Source organism: Bradyrhizobium sp. CCBAU 45389 (assembly GCF_028128625.1).
Lineage (GTDB): Bacteria > Pseudomonadota > Alphaproteobacteria > Rhizobiales > Xanthobacteraceae > Bradyrhizobium > Bradyrhizobium liaoningense_B.
Genome location: NZ_LBIY01000074.1, coordinates 19,796 through 42,123, shown reverse-complemented (window position 1 = coordinate 42,123; position 22,328 = coordinate 19,796). Strand labels below are relative to the sequence as shown.

The 22,328-nt window shown below is 64.2% G+C and carries 15 protein-coding genes; 9 read left to right on the top strand and 6 right to left on the bottom strand.

The annotated features are described in order from the left end of the window. Nucleotides 1-196 precede the first annotated feature (196 nt). Both XH79_RS09275 and XH79_RS09270 read right to left on the bottom strand, forming a co-directional pair. A complete protein-coding gene (locus tag XH79_RS09275) occupies nucleotides 197-1,123 on the bottom strand; it encodes a response regulator (protein ID WP_442869939.1) in 927 nt (308 codons plus the stop codon). Beyond that, nucleotides 1,107-4,478, bottom strand: a complete 3,372-nt coding sequence (locus tag XH79_RS09270; RefSeq protein WP_271581478.1) for a hybrid sensor histidine kinase/response regulator — start codon at nucleotides 4,476-4,478, stop codon at nucleotides 1,107-1,109. Before XH79_RS09270 ends, XH79_RS09275 begins: the two co-directional genes overlap by 17 nt. 171 nt (nucleotides 4,479-4,649) lie before the next feature. Between XH79_RS09270 and urtA the strand changes: the two genes are divergently transcribed. From urtA to XH79_RS09225, 9 genes are all read left to right on the top strand, one after another. Then, complete coding sequence (urtA, locus tag XH79_RS09265; protein ID WP_271581477.1) at nucleotides 4,650-5,909, top strand: urea ABC transporter substrate-binding protein; 1,260 nt, start codon at nucleotides 4,650-4,652, stop codon at nucleotides 5,907-5,909. Between the two features lie 130 nt (nucleotides 5,910-6,039). Further along, on the top strand, nucleotides 6,040-6,966 hold the full coding sequence (urtB, locus tag XH79_RS09260) for an urea ABC transporter permease subunit UrtB (protein ID WP_018644389.1): 927 nt from the start codon (nucleotides 6,040-6,042) through the stop codon (nucleotides 6,964-6,966). Nucleotides 6,967-6,983: 17 nt separating this feature from the next. Next, nucleotides 6,984-8,126 (top strand): urea ABC transporter permease subunit UrtC, encoded by a 1,143-nt coding sequence (gene urtC / locus XH79_RS09255; RefSeq protein ID WP_271581476.1) that lies wholly within the window; start codon nucleotides 6,984-6,986, stop codon nucleotides 8,124-8,126. A gap of 118 nt (nucleotides 8,127-8,244) precedes the next feature. Then, on the top strand, nucleotides 8,245-9,000 hold the full coding sequence (gene urtD / locus XH79_RS09250) for an urea ABC transporter ATP-binding protein UrtD (protein WP_271581475.1): 756 nt from the start codon (nucleotides 8,245-8,247) through the stop codon (nucleotides 8,998-9,000). A 10-nt stretch (nucleotides 9,001-9,010) separates the two neighbouring features. Further along, nucleotides 9,011-9,700 carry an urea ABC transporter ATP-binding subunit UrtE gene (gene urtE, locus XH79_RS09245; protein WP_271581474.1) on the top strand — a complete coding sequence of 230 codons (690 nt, stop codon included), beginning with the start codon at nucleotides 9,011-9,013 and terminating at the stop codon, nucleotides 9,698-9,700. A 28-nt stretch (nucleotides 9,701-9,728) separates the two neighbouring features. Continuing rightward, nucleotides 9,729-10,958: a formamidase gene (gene fmdA / locus XH79_RS09240; RefSeq protein WP_018644393.1), complete on the top strand. Its 1,230-nt coding sequence runs from the start codon at nucleotides 9,729-9,731 to the stop codon at nucleotides 10,956-10,958. Between the two features lie 96 nt (nucleotides 10,959-11,054). Continuing rightward, nucleotides 11,055-11,432, top strand: coding sequence for an FmdB family zinc ribbon protein (locus XH79_RS09235; protein WP_271581473.1), 378 nt, complete (start codon nucleotides 11,055-11,057; stop codon nucleotides 11,430-11,432). A 44-nt stretch (nucleotides 11,433-11,476) separates the two neighbouring features. Next, nucleotides 11,477-12,517 carry an aliphatic amidase gene (locus XH79_RS09230; protein WP_212340548.1) on the top strand — a complete coding sequence of 347 codons (1,041 nt, stop codon included), beginning with the start codon at nucleotides 11,477-11,479 and terminating at the stop codon, nucleotides 12,515-12,517. Nucleotides 12,518-12,793: 276 nt separating this feature from the next. Beyond that, a complete protein-coding gene (locus tag XH79_RS09225; protein ID WP_271581472.1) occupies nucleotides 12,794-15,868 on the top strand; it encodes an autotransporter outer membrane beta-barrel domain-containing protein in 3,075 nt (1,024 codons plus the stop codon). Nucleotides 15,869-16,064: 196 nt separating this feature from the next. Here the strand turns inward: XH79_RS09225 and XH79_RS09220 are convergent, their stop codons facing one another. From XH79_RS09220 to XH79_RS09205, 4 genes are all read right to left on the bottom strand, one after another. Continuing rightward, a complete protein-coding gene (locus XH79_RS09220) occupies nucleotides 16,065-16,886 on the bottom strand; it encodes an MlaD family protein (protein ID WP_271581471.1) in 822 nt (273 codons plus the stop codon). 153 nt (nucleotides 16,887-17,039) lie between these two features. Beyond that, entirely contained in the window at nucleotides 17,040-19,256 is a 2,217-nt protein-coding gene (locus tag XH79_RS09215; protein ID WP_271581470.1) for an acetate--CoA ligase family protein, read from the bottom strand. A gap of 140 nt (nucleotides 19,257-19,396) precedes the next feature. Continuing rightward, a complete protein-coding gene (locus XH79_RS09210) occupies nucleotides 19,397-19,966 on the bottom strand; it encodes a class GN sortase (RefSeq protein ID WP_271581469.1) in 570 nt (189 codons plus the stop codon). Between the two features lie 94 nt (nucleotides 19,967-20,060). Then, nucleotides 20,061-22,325: a marine proteobacterial sortase target protein gene (locus XH79_RS09205; RefSeq protein ID WP_271581468.1), complete on the bottom strand. Its 2,265-nt coding sequence runs from the start codon at nucleotides 22,323-22,325 to the stop codon at nucleotides 20,061-20,063. Between the last annotated feature and the right edge of the window lie 3 nt (nucleotides 22,326-22,328).

Below are 22,328 nucleotides of genomic sequence, written 5' to 3'. Positions count from 1 at the left end.
GACACCGAATGAGTCGAGACGCCAACCGTCCAATCAATGGTGTCGTCCTGGCGAAAGCCAGGACCCATTACCCCAAGCAGTGGTTGTGACGTGAGCTGGTAACCTCGAGTCTTCGCCAAACCATGCCCTGTGGTAATGGGTCCTGGATCTGCGCTCCGCTTCGCTGCGCGTGTCCAGGACGACGGCTGTGGCGGCGTCACGAATTTCTTTGCGTCGCATTCGTCGCAATCGCCGCCGCTGCCGTCCGGTTCTCGACGCCGAGCTTGGCGTAGATCTGCTCCAGATGCTTGTCGACCGTGCGCGGGCTGAGGCCCAAAATCTGCGCGATGTCGCGGTTGGTCTTGCCCTTGCTGAGCCAGGCCAGCACCTCGCCTTCGCGCGTGGTGAGGCCGAGCTCGCTGGTGAATTCCGGCGGCAGCGCCGTGCCGGCTTCCTTGGAGAGCCGCAGCAGGAATTCGTTCGGCGCGGTCTCGCCCATGTAGTAGAAGCGGAGCTGCGGATTGTCGGGCAGGGAGGCGGCTTGCGATTTCGCGCTGCCCTTGCTTTTGACCTGCTCCAGCCATTGCAGCAGAGACGGCGGCAGGACGAAGTCGTCGGCCTGCGCGCCGTGGTGATCGGCCAGGAGCTTCTGTGCCTGCGGCGTTGCCCAGAGCAAATGGCCCTGCCGGTTGACTGCGAACAGGAAGCGGCCGGAGACGTCGAGCGCGGCGCGCGCGCTCTGGGTCAGCCTTGCATTGCCGAGATGAACCCGGATGCGCGCCAGCATCTCCTCGATCACGATCGGCTTGGTCACATAGTCGACGCCGCCGGCGTCCAGCCCGCGCACGATGTGCTCGGTTTCGGCAAGGCCCGTCATGAAGATCACGGGAACATTGGCGAGGCCCGCATCGCGCTTGAGGCGGCGGCAGGTCTCGAACCCGTCGATGCCCGGCATCACGGCATCGAGCAGCACGATGTCGGGCGTGATCTGGTCGACGATGCGCATCGCGCTCGCGCCGTCGAGCGCCACCATGACCGTCATGCCGGCGCCGTCCAGCGCATCGGTGAGCAGCCGCAGCGTCTCGGGCGAGTCATCGACAACGAGCGCGACGTCGCGCTTCTTTGGTTCAATGCTCATAAGCATGCAACGTCTTCAATGTGGCCATGTACTGGTCGAGATCGAAGCGATCGACCAGCGACCGCATCTGCGCGACGAAGTCGGCATGCTCCGGATGCTCGCTGCCGATCTCATCCAGCTTCAGCTGGATGCCCTTGACGTATCCGATCTGGCCGAGCCCGATCAACGCCTCGATATGCCGCGCCGGCGGCCGTGAGCCGCTCTCGGGCCGCCAGAACGGCACCGCGATCTCGTCCGAGCCGTACTGCCATTCGATCTTGAGGAGCTGGCGGATCGTCTCCAGCAGCCGCGGAATGTCGATCGGCTTCATCAGGTAGCCGTCATGGAACGGCTGCGCCAGCGGCGTGCCGTGCGCTTCCAGCGCACTCGCCGAGACCATCAGGATGCGCGCCTGATGATGGCCGCTGGCGCGCAAGGCTTCTGCAACGGCCCAGCCGTCCATGGCCGGCATGGAGATGTCGAGCAGGAACAGATCGGGACGGCAATGTTGCGCGAGTGCCAGGCATCCCGCGCCGTCGGGCGCGCTGAGCAGGATGAAGCCGAGCGGCGTCAGCACCTCGCGCAGGAGGTCGCGATGCACGGGGTCGTCGTCGGTGATCAGGATGGTCTTGCGCGCACCGTGATAGCCGGAGACCGGCGCCTCCACCGGCGCGATGCGCTGGGGATTGGTCACCTCCGACAGCAAGATCTTGACCTTGAACGTCGAGCCGGTGCCGACCGTGCTCATCACCTTGATGTCGCCGCCCATGACACCGGCGAGCAGCCGGCTGATGGTGAGCCCCAGGCCCGTGCCGGTTTGCGGCTGTGCCACACCAAGCGCGCCGCGCTCGAACGGCGCAAAAATGCGCTCGAGATCGTCGCCCTGGATGCCGGGGCCGGTGTCAATCACCTCGAACTCGGCAACGGGGCTGCGATAGTGCACGACGAACTGCACGCTTCCGGTCTGGGTGAATTTGATGGCGTTGGAGATCAGGTTGATCAGCACCTGGCGCAGCCGCTTCTCGTCGGCATAGACGACGGCCGGCAGATGCGCGGGACGCCTGAACACGAAGTCGATGCCTTTGGCGGCGGCCTGGAGACGGAACATGCCGACGAGCTGGTCCAGAAATTCGCTGAGCCGCACCTCGTCGCGCGACAGATACAGCCGCCCCGCCTCGATCTTGGAGATATCAAGAATGCCGTCGATCAGGCCGGAGAGGTGATCGGCGCTGCGGCGGACGACGCGAACCTGGTCGCGCGGCTTGGTATTCAGCGTCGCATCCTGCTCCAGCAGCTGCGCATAGCCGCTGATCGCGTTCAGCGGCGAGCGCAGCTCGTGGCTGAGGCCGACGACGTAGCGGCTCTTGGCGAGATTGGCGGATTCGGCGACCTCCTTGGCGCGCTGGAGCTCGGCGTCGGTGCGCTTGTGCGCGTCGATCTCCTGGATCAGCAGCGCGGTCTGCCGCCGCGTCTCCGCTTCCGCCGCGCGGCGGCTCTGCTGCGCCAGCACGAACAGCCAGGCGACCACGCCGATGATGATGCTGAGCGAGAAGAACACTTTCCACAGCACGTTGGAGACCAGCATGTTCTCGCCGTGCACGCTCGCCGAGGTCTGCAGATAGATCAGCCCGAGCACAAGTGCCACGAGGCCGGCGGAGACCACGAAGACGCCGATGTAATGGCCGAATTGAGAGTTGATCCGCTGATAGATCGGCTGCGGCAGGATCTTGCCGAGCGCCTCGGCAAACTGCACCTGCGCCCGCGCATGCGGCTTGCAGAGATCGTGGCAGCGGGCGTCGAGCGAGCAGCACAGCGAGCAGATCGGGCCGGCATAAGCGGGGCAGGAGGTGGTGTCCTCCGGCTCGAAACTGTGCTCGCAGATACAGCACTGAATCGCCTCGATATTGGCCCAGCTCCGCTTCGGCTTGCGCGCGATGTAGAATTTTCCGTCCGTCAGCCAGGCGATCACAGGCGCGGTGACGAAGGCGACCGTCAGCGCGACGAAGGCGGCCAGCGCCTTCATGGTCGGGCCGAACAGGCCGTAGAACGCCGCGATGGAGACGATGATCGCGAGCGTCATGGCGCCGACACCGACCGGATTGATGTCGTAGAGATGCGCCCGCTTGAACTCCATCTGCGGCGGACGTAGGCCGAGCGGCTTGTTGATGACGAGGTCGGACACCAGCGCGCCCACCCAGGCGATGGCGACGTTGGAGTAGAGCGCCAGCGTCTGCTCCAGCGCCTTGTAGACGCCGATCTCCATCAGCAGCAGCGCCACCATCACGTTGAACACCAGCCAGACCACGCGGCCGGGGTGGCTATGGGTCAGGCGCGAGAAGAAATTCGACCACGCGATCGAGCCGGCATAGGCGTTGGTGACGTTGATCTTGATCTGCGACAGCACCACGAAGATGCCGGTCAGCGCCAATGCGAGGTCCGGTTCGGACAGCACATACCGAAACGCGACGAGATACATATGCGCGGGCTCGGCGGCCTCTTCGGGCGGCACGCCGTGGCTCAGCGCAAAGAACGCGAGGAACGAGCCGGCCAGGAGCTTCAGCGCGCCGAGCACGATCCAGCCCGGCCCCGCGCTCATCAGCGCGATCCACCAAGATGCCTTGGAGGCACGACGATCCCGCGGCAGAAACCTGAGGAAGTCGACCTGCTCGCCGATCTGCGCCACCAGCGAGAACACCACGGACGAGGCGACGCCGAACAGCAGCAGATCGAAATGCCCGTTGAGGTCGCCGTGCTCGCCGGAGAATTTCCGCCACTCCGTGAAGGAGTGCGGGTTGGCCCAGGCGATCGCGACAAAGGGCAGGATGTGCAGGACGACCCAGACCGGCTGGGTCCAGAGCTGGAAGCGGCTGATCAGCGTGATGCCGTAGGTCACGAGCGGTATGATCGCCACCGCGCTGATGAGATAGCCGATCGGGCGCGGGATGCCCAAGCACATCTCCAGCGCGGTCGCCAGGATCACCGCCTCGACCGCGAAGAAGATGAAGGTGAAGGAGGCGTAGATCAGCGACGTCACGGTCGAGCCGATATAGCCGAAGCCGGCGCCGCGGGTGAGGAGGTCGATGTCGATGCCGCATTTGGCGGCATGATAGGCGATCGGCACGCCGCAGCAGAAGATGATGGTGGAGACGACGAGGATCGCGGCCGCGGCGTTGGTGACGCCGTAATTGAGGGTGATGGTGCCGCCGATCGCCTCGAGCACCAGGAAGGAGATCGCGCCGATCGCGGTGTTGGCGACGCGGGCGGCGGACCATCGCCGCGCGCTCTTGGCGGTGAAGCGCAGCGCGTAGTCTTCCAGCGTCTGGTTGGCGACCCATTGGTTGTACTGGCGCCTGACGCGGTCTATTCGCTGCCGCCCTGCCACTCTTTACCCCACTCCCGATACGGACCCGGAGCCCTCGCAAATCCCGTACCAAAAGCCTACGTCGGTATTTTGCGGTGCAGTATACGCGATCTTGCGTATGCTTGCGCTGCACAAATTCGAGCCATCCTCACGGCACCAATCGCGTGTCCTCGAACAAAAAGTGGGGTGCTCATGTCAGACGAAGCAAACAAGGGCCTTTTGTCGCCGCTCCGGCGCAAACTATTGATGGGAATGGCGGCTGTGCCCGCCCTCACGATGCTGCCGCGGGCGTCTTTCGCGCAGACCCCGGCGACCTCGGCGGTCAACACCACGGGTCTTGCCGTCACCGACACCGAGGTCACCGTCGGCATCCTGCACTCGGCCACCGGCACCATGGCCATCTCCGAGACCGGCTCGATCGAGGCCGAGAAGCTCGCCATCGAGCAGATCAACGCCATGGGCGGCGTGCTCGGCCGCAAGATCAAGTTCATCCAGGAAGACGGCGCCAGCGACTGGCCGACCTTCGCCGAGAAGGCCAAGAAGCTGCTGGTCAACGACAAGGTCGCGGCGATCATGGGCTGCTGGACCTCGGCCTCCCGCAAGGCCGTGCTGCCGGTGATGGAGCAGTACAACGGCATGCTCTACTACCCGACCTTCTATGAAGGCCTCGAGCAGTCCAAGAACGTCATCTACACCGGCCAGGAGGCGACCCAGCAGATTCTCGCCGGCCTGAACTGGATCGCCAAGGAGAAGGGCGCCAAGACCTTCTTCTTCATCGGCTCCGACTATATCTGGCCGCGCACCTCGAACAAGATCGCGCGCAAGCATGTCGAGAACGTGCTGAAGGGCAAGGTCGTCGGCGAGGAGTACTATGCGCTCGGCTCGACCCAGTTCAACTCGGTCATCAACAAGATCAAGCTGACCAAGCCCGACGTGATCTTCACCGACGTCGTCGGCGGCTCCAACGTCGCCTTCTACAAGCAGCTCAAGGCCGCCGGCATCGACCTCGCCAAGCAGCCGCTGCTGACCATCTCGGTCACCGAGGACGAGATCGACGGCATCGGCGGTGAGAACATCGCGGGCGCCTATGCCTGCATGAAGTACTTCCAGTCGCTCGACAATGCCAACAACAAGACCTTCGTGCCCGCGTTCAAGAAGATGTGGGGCGAGAAGACCGTGATCGGAGACGTCACCCAGGCTGCCTATCTCGGCCCGTGGCTGTGGAAGTTGACGGTGGAGAAGGCCGGCTCCTTCGACGTCGACAAGATCGCGGCGGCTTCGCCGGGCGTCGAGTTCAAGGGCGCGCCGGAAGGCTATGTGCGCATCCACGAGAACCATCACCTCTGGTCGAAGACCCGGGTGGGCCGCGCCAAGCTCGATGGCCAGTTCGAGCTGATCTACGAGACCGCCGACCTCGTCGAGCCGGATCCGTTCCCGAAGGGCTACCAGTAAGTAGCGACATCACTCGCGCTTTCCTCAAGTTCAAGCCTCTCCCTGGCGTGGATCGCAAGTCCATGCCCAAGACCCCCGCGTCGCGACTCTGCATCGCGACGCGGGACCCTTTCCCCGACGGAGGACATCGATGTTCGGCGACTACTCGCTTGGTGACCTTGGCTCCATCTTCGTCATGCAGGGCTTTGCAGGACTGATCCTGTTCTCGGTCTACGTCCTGATGGCGCTCGGTCTTGCGATCATCTTCGGCCAGATGGGCGTCATCAACATGGCCCATGGCGAGTTCATGATCCTCGGGGCCTACGTCACCTGGATGACCTCCAACCTGTTTCAGACCTACATGCCGAGCCTGTTCGGCGGCTACTTCTTCCTCGCGATGATCCTGGCCTTCCTCGCATCCGGTGCGCTGGGAATGCTGGTCGAATGGGTGCTCATACGGCATCTCTACAAGCGCCCGCTCGACACGCTGCTCGCGACCTGGGGCCTCAGCCTGATGCTGCAACAGGCCTATCGCTCCGTGTTCGGCGCGCGTGAGGTGGGCGTCGAGCTGCCGCAGTGGATGCTCGGCTCGCTGCACGTCACCGACAGCATCGAAGTGCCGATCAACGGCGTCTTCGTGATGTGCCTCACCGTCCTGATCACCGTCGGCGTCGCCTATGTGATGTACAAGTCGCGCTGGGGCCGCCAGGTGCGCGCCGTGGTGCAGAACCGCATCATGGCCGGTGCCGTCGGCATCAACACCGAAAAAGTCGATCGCTACACCTACGGTCTCGGCTGCGGCATCGCCGGCATCGCGGGCAGCGCCTTCACCATGATCGGCTCGACGGGGCCGACCTCTGGACAGCTCTACATCGTCGACACGTTCCTGGTGGTCGTGTTCGGCGGCGCCGCGAGCCTGCTCGGCACCATCGCCTCGGCCTTCTCGATCTCGCAGACGCAATCCACCCTCGAGTTCTTCATGTCGGGCTCGATGGCCAAGGTGCTGACGCTGCTCGCCGTTGTCGGAATCCTGATGCTGCGGCCGCAGGGGCTGTTCGCCCTCAAGGTCCGCAAGTGAGAAATGGGGCTGATGCAATGACCGACAGTCGGTTCTTCAATCGATCGGAGCTCATCGGAATTCTGGTGCTCGCGGTCTTCCTGGTGGTGGTCCTGCCGCTCTCGCTCGATGTCTTCAGGCTCAACCTGGTCGCAAAGTACCTGACCTACGCCTTCGTCGCGCTCGGCCTCGTGATCTGCTGGGGCTATGGCGGCATCCTGAGCCTGGGCCAGGGCGTCTTCTTCGGGCTCGGCGGCTACTGCATGGCGATGTTTCTCAAGCTCGAGGCATCGAGCGTGGAGAACACCAAGATCCAGTCCACCCCCGGCATCCCCGACTTCATGGACTGGAATCAGATCACGGCGCTGCCGTTCTTCTGGAAGCCGTTCAACAGCCTCACCTTCACCATCGCCGCCATCATCCTCGTCCCCGGCATCTTCGCCTGGATCATCGGCACAGCGATGTTCAAGCGCCGCGTCGGCGGCACCTACTTCGCCATCATCACCCAGGCGGTCGCAGCCATCATGACGATCCTGATCGTGGGACAGCAGGGCTACACCGGCGGCATCAACGGCATGACCGACCTGCGCACGCTGAAGGGATGGGACATCCGGCCCGACCACGCCAAAATCGTGCTGTACTTCTTCGAGGTCGGATGCCTGTTCGTCTGCATCATGATCGCGCAGTTCGTCCGGCACTCCAAGCTCGGGCGCATCCTGGTGGCGATGCGGGAGAAGGAGGACCGCGTCCGCTTCTCCGGCTACAGCGTCGCGAACTTCAAGATCTTCGCTTTCTGCATCGCCGCCGTCTTCGCCGCGATCGGCGGCGCCATGTTCGCGCTCAATGTCGGCTTCATGTCGCCGTCCTTCGTCGGCATCGTGCCGTCGATCGAGATGGTGATCTACACCGCGGTCGGCGGCCGGCTGTCGATCCTAGGCGCGATCTACGGCACGCTGCTGGTCAATTTCGCCAAGACCAGTCTGTCGGAAACCTTCCCCGAATTGTGGCTGTTCGGCCTCGGCGGCCTGTTCATCGCCGTGGTGCTGGCCTTCCCGAACGGCCTTGCCGGGATCTGGGGCGACTATGTGCAGCCGCGCATCGATCGCCTGATCACCTCGCGCAAATCGAAACCCGACGGCTGGACCGACAGCTCGGTCGCCGACGGCGCCCCGGCGGAGTGAGGAGATCATCATGCTCGTAGGTCATCACGATGCCGATGCCACGCTGGTAGTGAGGAGATAGGTCATGCTCGTCGGTCATCACGATGCCGATGCCACGCTGGTAGTGAGGAGATAGGTCATGCTCGTCGGTCATCAGCCCAAGGAATTCCTGCTCGCCGTCGAAGCGCTCACCGTGTCGTTCGACGGGTTCAAGGCGGTCAACGATCTCTCCTTCTATGTCGACGAGAACGAGATCCGCGTCATCATCGGCCCCAACGGCGCCGGCAAGACCACCGTGCTCGACCTGATCTGCGGCAAGACCAAAGCCACATCAGGCTCGATCCAGTTCCGCGGCAAGGAGCTGACGCGGATGAAGGAGAACGAGATCGTCAAGACCGGGGTGGGGCGCAAGTTCCAGAACCCGTCCATCTACGACGATCTCACCGTGTTCGAGAATCTCGAGATCTCGTATCCGCGCGGCCGCTCCGTGTTCGGCGCGCTGACCTTCACCCGCGATGCCGCCGTGCGCGACCGCGTGCACGAGGTCGCCGAAATGATCTTCCTGAAGGATCGGCTCAACATGAACGCCGATCTACTCAGCCACGGCCAGAAGCAATGGCTCGAGATCGGCATGCTGCTGATCCAGGACCCGGACCTCCTGATGCTGGACGAGCCCGTCGCCGGCATGAGCGTGTCCGAGCGCGCCAAGACTGCCGAGCTGCTCAACCGCATCATCAAGAACCGCTCGGTGCTGGTGATCGAGCACGACATGAAATTCGTCGAGGACATCGCGCACAAGGTCACCGTGCTTCACCAGGGCCAGATCCTCTCGGAGGGCACCATGGAGAAGGTGAAGAACGATCCGAAGGTCGTTGAAGTTTATCTGGGTCATTGAGGAGCGTGTGATGCTGGCAATTTCAGACCTCCACGTCGCCTACGGCCAGAGCGAGGTGCTGCACGGGCTCAACGTCAAGGTCGCGGCGAACGAGATCGTCGCGATCATGGGCCGCAACGGCATGGGCAAGACCACGCTGATGAAATCGCTGATGGGCATCCTGCCGACCAAGAGCGGCTCGGTGACCATGGGCGGCACCGAGCTCGGCTCCTTGCCGAGCTATGAGCGTGTCGCCAAGGGCCTCGCCTATGTGCCGCAGGGGCGCATGATCTTCTCGACCATGACGGTGAAGGAGAACATCGAGACCGGTCTCGTCGTCTCCGGCGGATCCGAGGTGCCTGAAGATATCTACGAATTGTTTCCGGTGCTGCTGGAGATGAAGGGCCGCCGCGGCGGCAATCTCTCAGGCGGTCAGCAGCAGCAGCTCGCGATCGCCCGCGCACTGGCGACCAAGCCGAAGGTGCTGCTGCTGGACGAGCCGACCGAAGGCATCCAGCCGTCGATCATCAAGGAGATGGCGCGCACCTTGAAGCGCATCCGCGACGAGAAGGGGCTCTCGATCGTCGTGTCCGAGCAGGTCTTGAGCTTCGCGCTCGATATCGCCGACCGGGTGCTGGTGATCGAGAACGGCGAGATCGTGCGCGACGATCCGCGCGATGCCGTCGATGCCGCGCAGGTCTCGAAATATCTGTCCGTCTAACCAACCGTAGTAAAAGGGGAGCATCTCGATGCCAGAGACACTGATCAAGGTCGATCTCACCAAGTCGGCTTACGAAAATGACATGGTGCACAACCGCTGGCACCCCGACATCCCGATCGTGGCCTGGGTCAATCCCGGCGACGATTTCATCATCGAGACCTACGACTGGACCGGCGGATTCATCAAGAACAACGATTCCGCCGACGATGTGCGCGACATCGACCTGTCGATCGTGCACTTCCTGTCCGGCCCGATCGGCGTCAAGGGCGCCGAGCCCGGCGATCTCCTGGTCGTCGACCTGCTCGACGTCGGCCCGCTCAAGGAGAGCCTGTGGGGCTTCAACGGCTTCTTCTCCAAGCAGAATGGCGGCGGCTTCCTCACCGATCATTTCCCGTTGGCGCAGAAGTCGATCTGGGACATCAAGGGTCTCTATACCTCGTCGCGCCACGTGCCCGGCGTCAACTTTGCCGGCCTCATTCATCCCGGCCTGATCGGCTGTCTGCCCGATCCGAAGATGTTGGAGACCTGGAACAAGCGCGAGGCCGAGCTGATCTCGACCAACCCGACCCGCGTGCCCGGCCTTGCCAACCCGCCATTCGCACCGACCGCCCATGGCGGTCGCGCCAAGGGTGATGCCAAGGCCAAGATCGGCGCGGAAGGCGCGCGCACCGTGCCGCCGCGCGAGCACGGCGGCAATTGCGACATCAAGGATCTCTCGCGCGGCTCGAAGATCTACTTCCCGGTCTATGTGCCCGGTGCCGGTCTCTCGATGGGCGACCTGCACTTCAGCCAGGGCGATGGCGAGATCACCTTCTGCGGCGCGATCGAGATGGCCGGCTGGCTCCATCTCAAGGTCGAGGTGATCAAGGACGGCATGTCGAAATACGGCATCAAGAACCCGATCTTCAAGCCGTCGCCGATCACGCCGAACTACAAGGACTATCTGATCTTCGAAGGCATCTCGGTGGATGAAGCCGGCAAGCAGCATTACCTCGACGTCCACATCGCCTATCGCCAGGCTTGCCTCAACGCCATCGAGTACCTGAAGAAGTTCGGCTACTCCGGCGCCCAGGCCTATTCGATCCTCGGCACCGCGCCGTGCCAGGGCCACATCTCCGGCGTGGTCGACGTGCCCAACGCCTGCGCCACGCTATGGCTGCCGACCGAGATCTTCGACTTCGACGTGATGCCGTCGGCGGCAGGACCCATCAAGCACATCACCGGCGATATCCAGATGCCGATCTCGCCGGACAAATGATCCCTGCGCGACGGGATGCGGGACGGTCGGCGTTCCTGGCCGCCCCGCATCCGCCGCCAGGTGTGTTGAACAGGCAAAATGCGTGGGGATGATGCGATGCCGGTCTATGAATATCTCTGTGACGACTGCGGTCCCTTCAAGGACCTCCGCCCGATGGCGGAATGCGACGATCCGCAAAACTGTCCGCATTGCGAGACGATGGCGCCGCGGGTGATCCTGACCGCGCCGAATTTCTTCTGCATGCCGGCTGAGAAGCGCAAGGCGCACGCCGTCAACGAGCGCAGCACACACGCGCCGCAGACGCTGGCGCAGTACAAGGCTTCGCATGGCCCCGGCTGCGGCTGCTGCTCCTCGGGCAAGACCGTGAAGGACAAGAACGGGGCCGACAAGAAGAAGCCGGCACGGCTGATGACGCAGAGCAAGAGCGGCGCCAAGGGCTTTCCGACGGCGCGGCCCTGGATGATCAGCCACTAACCCACGCGATGACTTCAAACGAATAAAGAACAGGAGCGCTCAAAATGCTTCACGGCGATATCTCCAGCAGCAACGACACGGTCGGCGTCGCGGTGGTCAACTACAAGATGCCCCGCCTGCACACCAAGGCCGAGGTGCTCGACAACGCCCGCAAGATCGCCGACATGATCGTCGGCATGAAGGTCGGCCTGCCCGGCATGGACCTCGTGATCTTCCCGGAATATTCCACGCAAGGGATCATGTACGATTCCAAGGAGATGTACGAGACAGCCTCGGTGGTGCCGGGCGAGGAAACCGCGATCTTCGCCGAGGCCTGCCGCAAGGCGAAAGTGTGGGGCGTGTTTTCGCTGACCGGCGAACGCCACGAGGAGCATCCGCACAAGGCGCCCTACAACACCCTGATCCTGATGAACGACAAGGGCGAGATCGTGCAGAAGTACCGCAAGATCATGCCGTGGGTGCCGATTGAAGGCTGGTATCCCGGCAATTGCACCTATGTCTCCGACGGCCCGAAGGGCCTCAAGGTCAGCCTGATCATTTGCGACGACGGCAATTATCCGGAGATCTGGCGCGACTGCGCCATGAAAGGCGCCGAGCTGATCGTACGCTGCCAGGGCTACATGTATCCGGCCAAGGAGCAGCAGGTCATGATTTCCAAGGCGATGGCCTGGGCCAACAACGTCTATGTCGCGGTCGCCAACGCCGCCGGCTTCGACGGCGTCTATTCCTATTTCGGGCATTCGGCGATCATCGGCTTCGACGGCCGCACCCTCGGCGAGTGCGGCGAAGAGGATTACGGCATCCAGTACGCGCAGCTGTCGAAACATCTGATCCGCGATGCGCGCCGCAACGGCCAGTCGCAGAACCATCTCTACAAGCTGGTCCATCGCGGCTACACCGGCATGATCAATTCCGGCGACAGCCCGCGCGGCGTCGCGGCTTGCCCGTATGACTTCTACAAGAACTGGATCAGGGATCCCGAAGGCACGCGCGACATGGTCGAGGCGATGACCCGCTCGACGCCGGGCACCGACGAGTGCCCGATCGAGGGCATCCCCAATGAGGCGGCGGCCAGCAATTACTGAACCGTCTCGGATGTCGTAGGGGCGACAGGCGCGATCCCGGTCATGCGCGGAATGAGACGATTGGCCGCGCAAAACCGTTGCGCGGTTGCAACATGACGCTCGGATTCTGCTTCGGTTGTGGTCCAAACGGACGCATTCCGGCACCGCCGTAGTTCTACGGAGCCTCGTCATGGCCTAAGTTCCCGGCGGAATTGCTGGGAATGGGGGTGTGGCGTGCAAGGCGAGGGGCCAGGGAGGCGGCAGGGTCGACTGCGCCGTGCCGTTGCTGCGTCGCTTGTGGGCGTACCGGCGGTCTTCGTCGGCCTCAGCCTTTGCACGACGCCCGCCAACGCGCTCTGCGCGCCCGATCCCGCCACCAGCGGCCAGACCGTCACCTGTAGCGGCACGGATGCCGACGGCTTTCAGGCCGGTGCCGGGATCGACAGCCTCAATGTCAACGTGCTGTCCGGCGCGACCGTGAACGACAACGGCACGCTCTCGATCGGCGTCAACGATTCCAACACCGTCACCAACAACGGAACCGTGTCGGCGGCCTCCGGCCTCACCGGCATTGCCGTTGGAAATTCCAACACCGTGATCAACAACAGCACCATCTCGGTGCTCGACAACGGCCTCGGCATCCAGGCGATCGATCACAATGTCATCACCAATGCCGGAACGATCACCACCGGCGACAGTGGCGCTGCGATTTCGGTCGGCGACAACAACGTGGTCACCAACAGCGGTGCGCTGTCGATCGGTGCGTCGGGCGTAGGTGTCTTCGCCGGCCAGAACAACACCATTACGAACACCGCGACGGCCACGATCACCGGCGTCGACGATTCGACCGGAATCTTTGCGTTCGGCAGCGTGACCGTGACCAATGCCGGCGCGATCACGGTCGGCGCTTCCAGCGGCTTCACCGGCGGCATTCTGGCGATCAGCAACAACAACACGGTCACCAACACCGCCACCGGCAGGATCACGGTCGGGCAGAACGCCGCCGGCATCTTCATGCAAGGCGATTTCCAGACCGCCAGCAATTTCGGCTCGATCACGGCCGGCGATTTGGGCGTCGGTATTGCCGTGTTGGGCGATGACTCGAAGGTCACCAATGGCGGCACGATCGCGGTGGGGGACAACGGAACGGCCGGCATTTCGATCCAGGGGGACAGAGCCACGATCAGCCAAAGCGGTACGATCACTGTCGGCCAGGCCGCCTGGGGCATCCTCTATAGCGGCTCGTCCTCCACGATCACAAACAGCGGGCGGATCACGGGCGGCGATTCGACCGAAGGCATCTTCGCGGTCGGTGACTCCAACACCATCACCAATAGCGGCACGATTGCCGTCGGCGCGTTCGGCGTCGGTATCGACGTCAGCTCTTTCAGCACGACCAACCAGATCGTCAACACCGGCACCATCACAGTCGGCGCCAACGGCACTGCCATCATGTTGAGCGGCGGGGGCAGCGTCTTCAACTCCGGCACCATCGACGCCGGCGCGTCGGGGGCTATTGCGATCGATTTCTGCGGCTGCGGCAACAATACGCTCACCCTCGGCCCCGGCAGCGTCATCAACGGCCAGGTGCTTGCATCCGGCACCGACACGTTCCAGCTCGGCGGCACCGGCAAGGATACATTCAAGCTCGACCTGATCGGCGTCGGGCTCCAGTACGACGGCTTCTCGACCTTCAACAAGGTCGACAGCTCGACCTGGACCGTGACCGGCACCGGCAATCAGGACTGGAATGTGCTCGGCGGCACGCTTCTGCTCGCCGGCACCATCAACGGCACCGTGACCGTCGCGAGCGGCGGCACGTTCGGCGGCGTCGGCACGGTCGGCACGACCACCATCAATGGCGGCACGCTGGCGCCGGGCAATCCGACCGGCACGCTCACCGTGTCCGGCGACCTCACCTTCACATCGGCGTCGAGCTACATGGTGCAGGTCTCGGGCGCCAGCAACGGCCTTGCGGTCGTGACGGGAACGGCGACGCTCGGCGGCGCCACCGTCGTCGTCGTCCCGACCGGCTCGATCGCGAAGCACTACACGATCCTGAATGCGACAACGCTCCCCGATTCCTTCAATCCGGTCGTCGCCGGGCTCTCGTCAAACCTGAAGGCTGTGCTGAGCTACGACCCGCACAACGTCTTCCTCGATCTTTCGCTGAGCTACGGCACTGGCCTCAACGTCAACCAGCAGAACGTCGCCAACGCGCTGACGAATTATTTTAACAGCACCGGCAGCCTTCCCGTGGCGCTCGCCAACCTCTCGCCGGCCGGCCTCACACAGGCTTCCGGCGAATCGGGCACGGCATCGCAGCAGACGACCTTCAACGCGATGAACCAGTTCATCAATCTGTTGACCGACGTGTTCGGTTCGGGACGCAGCGGTGCGCCTGGCGCGACACCGTTCGCCGACGAGCCGGGCGCGAATGCCTATGCTGCAACCGGCAAGAGTGCACGTGACAGAAGCGGGCGCGACGCCTTCGCCTCGATCTACCGCAAGGCGCCGCCTGCGACATTCGAGCAGCGCTGGGACGTGTGGGCCGCTGGCTATGGCGGCTCGCAGACCACCGACGGCAACACTGCCCTCGGCTCGAACAATACCAGCAGCAGCATCTACGGCACGGCCGTCGGCCTCGACTACCGCTTCTCGCCGTCGACGATCGCCGGTTTCGCGCTGGCCGGCGGCGGCACCGGCTTCAACGTCAACGGGCTCGGCTGGGGCCGCTCCGACCTGTTCCAGGCCGGCGCCTTCGTGCGGCACACGGCGGGACCAGCCTATATCACCGCAGCGCTTGCCTATGGCTGGCAGGACGTCACGACGAACCGCATCGTCACCATTGCCGGTACCGATCAATTGCGGGCGCAGTTCAATGCCAATGCCGTCTCAGGTCGCGTCGAGGGTGGTTACCGCTACGCCACGCAGTGGATTGGCCTGACGCCCTACGCTGCGGCCCAGGCCACCCTGTTCAGCCTGCCGAACTATTCGGAGTTCGCGGTGGTCGGCAACAACACCTTTGCGCTCAATTACGCCGCCAAGGACGTCACCAGCACCCGCACCGAGCTCGGCCTGCGTGCGGACAAGTCGTTTGCGGCGGCCGGCGGCTTGATGACCCTGCGCGGCCGGCTCGCCTGGGCGCATGACTTCAATCCGGACCGTAGCGTCGGTGCGGTGTTCCAGACGCTGCCGGGCGCGGCCTTCGTCGTGAACGGCGCCGCGCAGGCGCGCGATTCCGCGCTGACCACGGCGTCGCTGCAGATGAACTGGATGAACGGCTGGTCCGCCTCGGCAACCTTCGAAGGCGAGTCCTCGAACGTCACGCGATCCTACGCCGGCAAAGGTGTCGTGCGCTACGCGTGGTAGGGACGCATCGCTAGATCTGCCGGGACTGCCACCCTCCCCTGGAGGGGGAGGGTCGATCGCGCGAAGCGCGAGCGGGGTGGGGTGATCTCTCCACTCGGGCACTGTCGGACGTGGAGAGACCGTCACCCCACCCCGTCTCACATTCCGCTGCGCTTCATGTGAGCCGACCCTCCCCCTCCAGGGGAGGGTCAGAAAGCTACCGCTTCTTCTGGTCGGGCTGGCGCGGTGGTCGCGGCGGCAGGGGCGTGCCGGCCATCTTGTTGGCGGTCTCGCTGACGTCGAGCAGCGAGCGGCGAATGTCCTCGATGTAGCTCGCCGACTTCTTCCTCATCATGTCCGCGAGCTCGTGCAGGCCCTGCACCTTCTCGAACAGCTCGTCGGCCTTGCCGTCGACGAAGCCGGGCACCACGCCCTCGATCTTGGTGACCGCCTTGTCGAATCCCGCAAAGGCGCTGTCGACCTTGGCCATCACCGAATCGATCTCGCCGCCCTTGCTTCTGAGATCGGCGGTGTTGGTCTCGAATGTGCGGAGCCCCTCCTTGATCCCAGGGGCGTTGCTCACGATGGTGCGATCGACGCTGTGCAGTGTGTCGACGATGGATTCGGCGTCGCTGAGGTCGGCGGTCAGCACGGGGATGCCGTCCGTATCCAGCGGCACCGGCGGCGCGGAGGGCGCGCCTCCGATCAGCGAGATCGCGGCAACGCCGGTGAGCCCCTGGAACTCGATGCCCGCGACGGTGTCCTTGCGGATCGGTGCGGCGTTGTCGAGCATCACCAGCGCCACGATCCTGCGCGGACTGTCCAGCTTGATCGACAGGATCTGGCCGGCGGGCACACCATCGAAATTGACCGGGCCGCCGCGGCGCAGGCCGCTGGCGGAACCGCCCTCGAACACCACGCGCAACTGGCTGCGGCTCTGGATGGTGCGCCATTTCTGCACGCCGAGCAGGCCGCCGAACGCCACGGCGATCGCCGCCAGCGTCACTGTTCCGATCACAAGATTGCTCGCGCGTGCCATGAGGCTGAGTCTACGGCCAAAGCGGGGAAGTTGGAAGAAGGCCACGATCCTACGTAGCGTGGGTTAGCGAAGCGTAACCCACCGTTTCTGTTCGCCCGCCACGTGAATTGGTGGATTACGCTGCGCTAATCCACCCTACGGTCCTACGCGACATCAATGTCCCGCCGCACGCTTTGCCGCAGCGTTGTTCAGCACGATCAGGGCATCGACGGCGACACCGGTCCTGGCATTGATCAGGAACGGGTTGATGTCGATCGAGGCGATCCGGTCGCCGGCATCCGCGATCAGATTGGACAGGCCGACCAGCGCCTTCACCGTGGAGGTCTCGTGCAGGGCCGGCTTGCCGCGATAACCGCGCATCTTGATGCCGGCCTTGGTGCGGCCGATCAGGAGCCGCGCCTCGGCCTCGTCCAGCGGCGCGCCGGCGAGCGCGACGTCCTTCATCAGCTCGATGTCGATGCCGCCGGTGCCGAACAGCACGACCGGACCCATCTCCGCGTCGAGCGAGGCGCCGACGACGAGCTCGAGATCGGCCTTGACCTGCTGCGCGATCAGGATGCCGTCGAGCTTCGGCTTGCCTCTGAGCTTCGCGACCCGCGCGGTGATGTCGGTGAACGCCTTCTTCACGTCGGCCGCGCTGTTGAGGTTCAGCACCACGCCGCCGATGTCGGACTTGTGCAGGATCTCGGCACTGACGACTTTTGCCACGACCGGAAAACCGATCTGCTTCGCGATCTTCACCGCCTCCGCCGCCGTCTGCGCGATCGCCTCCTTCGAGATCGGGATGCCATAGGCCTTCAGCAGCTTCTTCGAGGCGACCTCGTCGAGCGCGGCACCGTTTGCAGACTTCAGTGCCTTTTCCAGCACGGCACGTGCGGTGGACTTCGAGCTCGAGGCGATGTCGGGCACCTCCTTCCGCAGCTTCGCATAGGCCAGCAGCGACTTGATCGCGGTCACCGCGCGGTCCATGCCCTGCATGACAGCGAGATGCGGCAGCGATTTGCGCAAGGTCTTGGTGAACTCGGTGAAGCCGATCGACATTGCGCTGATGTAGATCACGGGCTTTGAAGCCTTACTCGCCATCTCGTTCACGATGCGCAGATTGCGCTCTCGCAGCTCGTGCGGTGCCTTCGGCAGCTCGGCATCGATGATGACGATGTCGATGTCGGGGTCGTCGATCATTAGCTTGATCGACTTCATGTAGACGGACGGGTCGACCACCGCGGCAAAGCCGGCGTCGAGCGGGTTGCCGACGATCGAGCCGGGCCCGAGCATCTTCGCCAGCTCCGTACTGACATGCGGACTCAGCGACGCAAAATTCAGGCCCTCCTTGTAGAAAGCGTCGATCAGCATGCCGCGCTTGCCGCCGGACAGCGTGACGGCGGCAAGCCGGTCGCCCTTGGGCACGGCCGCATGGACGAAGCATTCGGTGGTCTCGATCAGCTCGTCGAGCCCGCCGACGCGGATCACCCCTTCGCGCGTGGCGATCGCGTCGAACGTCTCGATCGAGCCTGCGAGCGCACCGGTATGGGCCATCGCCGCGGCGCGGCCGCCCTCGGACGCGCCGAGCTTGAGCGCGATCACGGGCTTGCTGGCCGCACGCGCCGCCTTGCAGGCATCGCGGAACGCCTTGGTGTTGCGCACGCCTTCGAGGTAGACGACGATCACCTTGATGCTCGGATCCTCGGCGAAATAGCGCATCAAATCCGGCGTCTCGAGCCCAGCCTCGTTGCCGGTCGTCACCATGTAGCCGACCCCGACGCCACGATCCTCCAGCGCCTGGCGGATCGCCATGACGATGGCACCGGATTGGCCGGCGATCGCCACCGCGCCCTGTTCCATGGTGACGATGCGATCGTCGATATTGGTGAAGAGTTTTTCGCCGGCGCTCAAATTGCCGAGGCAGTTCGGGCCAGTGACCGCAAGTCCGGTCTCGCGCACCGCCGCCTGCAATTCGGCGGCGAGCCTCTGGCTCTCGTCATCCTGCAACTCGCTGAAGCCCGAGGTGACGATGGTGGCCGAACGCGCGCCGGCTGCCGCGGCGTCGCGGATCACCTGCACCGCGAAGCGCGCGGGCACCAGCACCAGCACGTGATCAGGCTTCTCCGGGAGGCTGGCAAAATCCTTGTAGCAGGGGACGCCCCAGATGCTCTCGCGCTTGGCGTTGACCGGATAGAGCCCGCCCTCGAAACCGTATTTGACCAGGTTGTTCCAGATGCGCTCGGCATAATTGCCGGGTTTGTCGGTCGCGCCCACCAGCACGATGTTGTGCGGGTGCAGCATGGCGTGGATACGTTTGACGATGTCGCTGGCATCGGGTGGCGGAGACCATGGACGGAACGCGGATGCTGCAGACACACGGGCTTCCATGGCGTGACCTCACCTGTTGTTCTTATTTGGTGGCGCGTCACTCTGTTCTATGGCGAGTCCTTCGGAGTGGCAACCGTGTGGCTGGTATGCCGTGTGGTGGAATGAAGTGCGCATCGGTGCGTGTCATTCCGATCGGCGATCTATCTGTCGGCTCCAATCAATGTCGCATGCAGGATGTAGCGATCGGGGCCGGAGGTGACGGCATCGAATGGCCAGCAGGTCGCGAGGACAAGCTCGAATCCCCCTGCCGTGGCGTCGATACCTGATTCATCGAAGCGAACCACGGCGGAGGAATCTGCGCGATAGCGAAAATGTTGGCCGTCGCTGCGCGTGACATCGATGACGTCACCCATGGCAACATTGCGCAGGAAGCGGAAATGGGTGTCGCGATGCGCGGCATAGACGGCAATCCCGCGTTCGCCCGCATCGGCCGTGTGCTGGATATGGCCGGGTCCGAAAGCGAGCGCCTGTCCGCTCGCGCCTTCCAGCACGATGGCGCTGGCGCCGATCCGCGTCACCTCGATCCGCGCGACCGGCCAGGTGTCGGCCCACGTCCACGGCTTGACCGCCTGTCCCGTCGCAATGCTTCGGTCGAATGCGCGCTCCAGCAACACCTGCGCCAGCCATGCCTTGGCGTGGATGTAGGCACCGTCGCCGAACAGGATGAGGCCGACGAGTGCCAGAACCAGAGGAGAGATGAGGCGGGGCATTGTTTCCATGCTCTTCCAAAAAAGGCGCGCGCGGCCGTTTGTACGGGACGGGCAGCCGCGCGCGCTAACAGAGGAGTTCGGGGATGCTCCTCTCTCAAGCGGCGTCGGTGAGCAAGGGCCGACGCCGGTTGAACACGAACAGGATCAGGGCGAGCACGATCAGGATGAACCCTGCGATCATCTTCAGCTCGGCCGAGGTCGCAGTCTTGGGCAGGCGGATGGCGTCCGGCGCGGCAGGTGTCGGCCGCCGCGTCGCCGGCTGGTTGCGCGCATCGGCATGGCGCTCGCGCAACTGTGTCGGCGTCAGATGCGGCCGTTCGCCAAAGACCTTCTCGAAATCCCAGCCGGCCGGCAGATTGATCGGCAGGTCGGCGAGCTTGAGCGGTTCGCCCTCGGGCCGGCTCGGCGTCTTGTCGACGGCGACGAGGCTGGTGAGCCGCGTGACGAGCTGATGGTCGAGCGCCAGCGCCAGGATCGCCTTGTCGGTCTCATCAGGCGTCATCTCGCGCAGGGTGCGCGCCACCTCGGCATCGCCGATCTTGCGCCTCGCCCAGAGCTTTGACAGGCCCTTGCCTTCGGCCGCGTTCTGCAGCGGCAGCGTCACCGACCACGGGCGGTCGCCGACGCGGCCCTTGATCTCGAGCGAACCGGCGAGCTTGTCGAGCCTCGCCGCCAGCACCAGCGGCTCGTCGCGATAGACGTCGGGAATGATTGCCGGCGTGACATCGGCCTTGGCGTCGGAGAATTTTGCGCTGAGGCCGGTCACGGCCGGGTTCTCCAGCTTGGCGAACAGGCCGCGCATGCGCTCCTCGACCTGCTCGACCGAGCCGATATGGGTGAAAGCGCCGCGGCCGAGCTCGGCGGCGCGGGTCATCAGATAGGTGTTGGGCGCAGAGCCGATGCCGACCATGAACACGCGCGAGCGGCCGCGCATCGCGGTGATGGTCTCGAACAATTGCTGCTCGTTGCCGATCGCGCCGTCGGTCAGGAACACGACCTGGCGAACCATGTTGCTGTCACTGACCTTGTCGGTGAGCGCCGCGCGCATCGCCGGCACCATCTCGGTGCCGCCGCGCGCCTGCAATCCATTCACGAAACCGAGTGCTTCGCCGAGATGCGCGGCGTCCGCCGGCACGGAGGTCGGAAACAGCACGTCCATGGTGTCGTCGAAACGGATGACGTTGAAGCGGTCATTCGGCTGCAGGCGGCCGAGGGCATAGAGCAGGCTTGCCTTGGCCTGGACGATCGAGGTGCCGCCCATCGAACCGGAATTGTCGATCACGAACACCACCTCGCGCGGCAGCGGCTTCTGCGTCGCCTGTTCGGCGCTCGGCGGGGTGACGAAGGCGAGCAGATAATCGGCATCGCCGACATGCTCACGGAACAGGCCGACTGAAGGTGCCTTCTCGGCGGCCGGCTTCCAGGTCAGCTCGAAATCGCGATCCGCGGGCACCGTGCCGTCGGCGAGCGTGATGATGCGCGTCGTCTTGTCCGGGCTCTCGATCTTGACGTTATGGTGGTGGCTTTTGACCTCGCCGAGCGCAAAGCCGGCCTTCAGGCGCACCGTGATGCTGGTCGGATTGACCGGCGCATTCTTCGCGGGATCGAGCACAGGCGGCGAGATGCGGTCGCGATCCGGCACGGGATTCGAGGTCGTCGCGCCCCAGCCGGAACCGTCCTGGCGGAAGTCGACGCTCTGCACGATCGGCGCCGGATTGTAGCGCGGGGCGACCACCAGCGGCAGGCGCAGCGAATATTCATTGCCGGATTGGTGCACCGGCTCCTGGTATTCGATCTGCACCAGCACGGTCTCGCCGGGGCCGATATTGGCGACCGAGTTGGTGAAGATGTTGGGCCGCTCCTGCTCGGTCAGCGCGGCCTTCTGGCCGGCGCTACGCGCCTGCTCGTAGATCACGCGGGCCTGCTGCCGCTCCTTGATGTCGCCGACGATGACGCGGTCGCCGACCACCATCTTCAGCGTATCGACCGCGCCGTTGGTCGCGAGCGGATAGACATAGGTGGCCTCGACCCAGTCCTTGGTCGGATTGCGAAACACCTGCGTGACGCGTGCGCGCAGCGTCGGGCCGGATACCGTGATGTCGATGTCGGTGCCGAGACGGATCGCCTCGGTAGTGGCGCCGTCCTCCTTCAGCAGCAGGCTGCCCGATCGCGCCTCGCCGGGCTGGAGCAGGCTGGCCTGTTCGGTCGTCGCCGACCAGCCCGTCCCGAAGCTTACCAGCAGGGCCACGAAGGCGACCAGCATCACCGCGATGCTCTGTGCGAGAAGAAACAATCCGACCTTGATCAGCCGGCTCAACAGGGGGTGTTCGTCGCCCTCGGCTGTGTCGTAGGTGCTCATTTG